The 2880-nt window shown below is 38.8% G+C and carries 3 protein-coding genes and 1 riboswitch; all 3 genes read left to right on the forward strand.

The window, feature by feature from the left end; translation table 11 throughout:
- Positions 1-232: 232 nt before the first annotated feature.
- The 3 genes from AC220I_RS20845 (at position 233) to AC220I_RS20855 (ending at position 2653) form a co-directional block, all read left to right on the forward strand.
- A complete protein-coding gene (locus AC220I_RS20845) occupies positions 233-676 on the forward strand; it encodes a GyrI-like domain-containing protein (protein WP_486725795.1) in 444 nt (147 codons plus the stop codon).
- Between the two features lie 107 nt (positions 677-783).
- Positions 784-875: riboswitch (SAM riboswitch) on the forward strand.
- A gap of 123 nt (positions 876-998) precedes the next feature.
- Positions 999-2003: a methionine ABC transporter ATP-binding protein gene (locus AC220I_RS20850; RefSeq protein WP_486725796.1), complete on the forward strand. Its 1005-nt coding sequence runs from the start codon at positions 999-1001 to the stop codon at positions 2001-2003.
- Positions 2000-2653 carry a methionine ABC transporter permease gene (locus AC220I_RS20855; protein WP_486725797.1) on the forward strand — a complete coding sequence of 218 codons (654 nt, stop codon included), beginning with the start codon at positions 2000-2002 and terminating at the stop codon, positions 2651-2653. The genes AC220I_RS20850 and AC220I_RS20855 overlap by 4 nt, the downstream gene beginning before the upstream one ends.
- The last annotated feature ends 227 nt before the right edge of the window (positions 2654-2880 follow it).

Raw genomic sequence — 2880 nt, forward strand, 5'->3', positions numbered from 1 at the left:
CAACTTGATTAGTGAAGATGTTGCCATGGCTCAATTATTTTTAATTTGCGATCAGATTAAGATTTTATCGCCATCGTCGCTCCTTAACCGCATAAGACGAAAGGCGGAGGGCATCCTTCAAAATAATTTTAAACTTGACTGACATACTGTTGTCAACAAAGGGGCGGTATAATAGATATTGAAAGGTGATGTAACTTAACCAAACACCCAATTATATTTTAGGAGGTCTATTATGGAACATAAAATTATTGAGTTTCCAGCGAAAAAGGTAGTAGGTATGGTTTATACGGGCAAAAATGCCCATCAAGAAATTGCTGAGCTTTGGAAAGTGTTTATGACAAAATACACAGAGGTTGAAGGGTCAAATTCTGATATTATGTATGGTCTTTGTTATGACTATTCTGAAGATGGCCAATTTTCATACTTAGCAGGCGTTGAAGTAGATTCTCTCGTAAATTTACCAACCGGCATGAAATTAAAGGAAATTCCAAAAAGAAACTATGCTGTGTTCACTTTCAAAGATCACGTGTCTAAAATGGGCGAGTTTTGGGATAAAATCTACCAAGAATACTTACCAGCTAACAACCTAACGCCAGACTTTGCCATGTCTTTTGAACTTTATGATGACCGATTCCCTAAGACAGGTGAATGTGACATCTATATTCCATTAAAATAAACACAAAGTTGAACCGTTTACAAAATGTTAATATATATCACGTGAGTATAAGAAGTATATAACTTGCGTGATATTTTTTTTCGTGCTAAACTCTAGAAAATTGAAAACACTTATCAAGAGTCAGGGGAGAGAGTTAGCTTGTTGATCCTGCGCCAACCGACCAATGTGGATAAGGTGGTAACGCTAGCAGCGATGAGGACATACTGAAATAGTTCATTGACTTCTTATTGCTTTGTTATGGCGGTAGGAAGTTTTTTGTTTTTGATTTAATTAAAAGCAATCAGCGCGCGATTGTGGTAAGAAGATAGTAATTGGAGGCAAAATGATTAGATTAAGGGGCCTAAAAAAGGCTTTTTGCTCAGGAGATCAGGTTGTAAATGCTTTGAAGGGGATTGATCTTGACATTGAAAAAGGTGAAATCTTTGGCATCATTGGACTTAGTGGTGCAGGCAAATCGACTTTGATTAGAATGCTTAATTTGTTGGAAGTGCCAACTGAAGGCACTGTGGAAATAGATGGTATTAATTTAGCGGCATTGACCCCAAGTGCGTTAAGAGATGAGCGCAAACAGATAGGAATGATTTTTCAGCATTTTAACTTGTTGAGTTCAAAGACTATTTTTAGAAATGTTGCGTATCCGCTTGAAATCAATAAAACGTCCAAGTCAGATATGACAAATCAAGTGAATGAAATGTTAAAGCTTGTAGATTTAGAGGAAAAGGCAAATGCATATCCGTCCATGTTGAGTGGCGGACAAAAACAGAGAGCTGCCATTGCAAGAGCCCTTGTTGGCAATCCAAAACTGCTATTGTGTGATGAAGCGACAAGTGCGCTGGACCCCAAAACCACTCAAGACATTTTGTCACTTTTGAAAGAAATTAATCAGAAACTGGGGATTACGATTGTATTGATTACACATGAGATGTCTGTTATTCAGACGATTTGTGACAAAGTCGCTGTGATTGATCAGGGGATTATTGTGGAGCAAGGGCCTGTGGCAGAAGTTTTTAAAAATCCCAAGCAAGAAATGACAAAAATCCTCATTGAACATCTACCAAGGCATTTATACACAGATGACTTGTTTGAAGGCTACAAGGGCAACGTCATTAGACTTCACTTTGATGAGGTGACTTCTAAGAAACCAGTGGTTGCAGACACCATCCTACAAACAGGTTTAAAGTTAAACGTATTGTCGAGTGAAATCGACGAGGTTTCAAAACGTGGTATTGGCAGTATGATTATTGAAATCCCAGGGTGTGAAGAGGATAAGCAAAATGTCATTAGTATGTTCCAGAGTCAAGGCGTAAAGGTGGAGGTGATCAAATGAATGAATGGTTAGATTTACTGCTTCAGCCGACACTTGAAACCCTATATATGGTCACTGTTTCAACCCTTGTGGCTTCAATTTTAGGATTTCCCCTTGGCGTTGTTTTAGTGATGACAGAAGAGGGTGGCCTTATGCCCATGCCAAAGCTCAATCAGTTGCTTGGCACGCTTGTCAATGTACTCAGATCCTTTCCCTTTATTATTTTGATGATTGTACTATTCCCCCTATCAAGATGGGTTGTGGGGACAACTATCGGTACAACCGCTACAATTGTGCCGCTTGCAATCGGTGCGGCACCACTTGTTGGCCGTATTGTAGAATCATCCTTAAAAGAAGTCAATAAGGGTGTAATAGAAGCGTCAAGGGCCATGGGTTCCACCAACTATCAAATTATTACCAAGGTTCTGATACCAGAGAGTTTACCGAGTTTGGTGCTTGGGACAACACTTACGATTATTAGTATTATTGGTTACTCAGCAATGGCAGGGGCTATTGGTGGCGGAGGACTTGGTGACTTAGCAATCCGATATGGGTTTCATAGATTCCAAACCGATGTCTTGATGGCTGCGGTTGTTGTGATGATCCTCATGGTGCAAATTGTTCAGGCGACAGGCAATGCCATCGCACGCAAGTTAAGCCAGACAAGATAAGATAAGACGAGATAAGATAAGACGAGATAAGATAAGACGAGCTAAGATAAGACAATATAAGTTAAGATAAGATAAGAGCGTAAAAAAGATAGATACTATTCAACATTTTATCGAAATAGAATTGCAACCATAAGTGTGTTGTAGATCAATAAAAATTATTGAAAGCAGAAAATAGGAGGCATAAAATTATGAAAAAATGGATATTATTATTGGCTGTTGTGGCATTG

The sequence above is a fragment of the Fusibacter sp. genome (assembly GCF_057447755.1).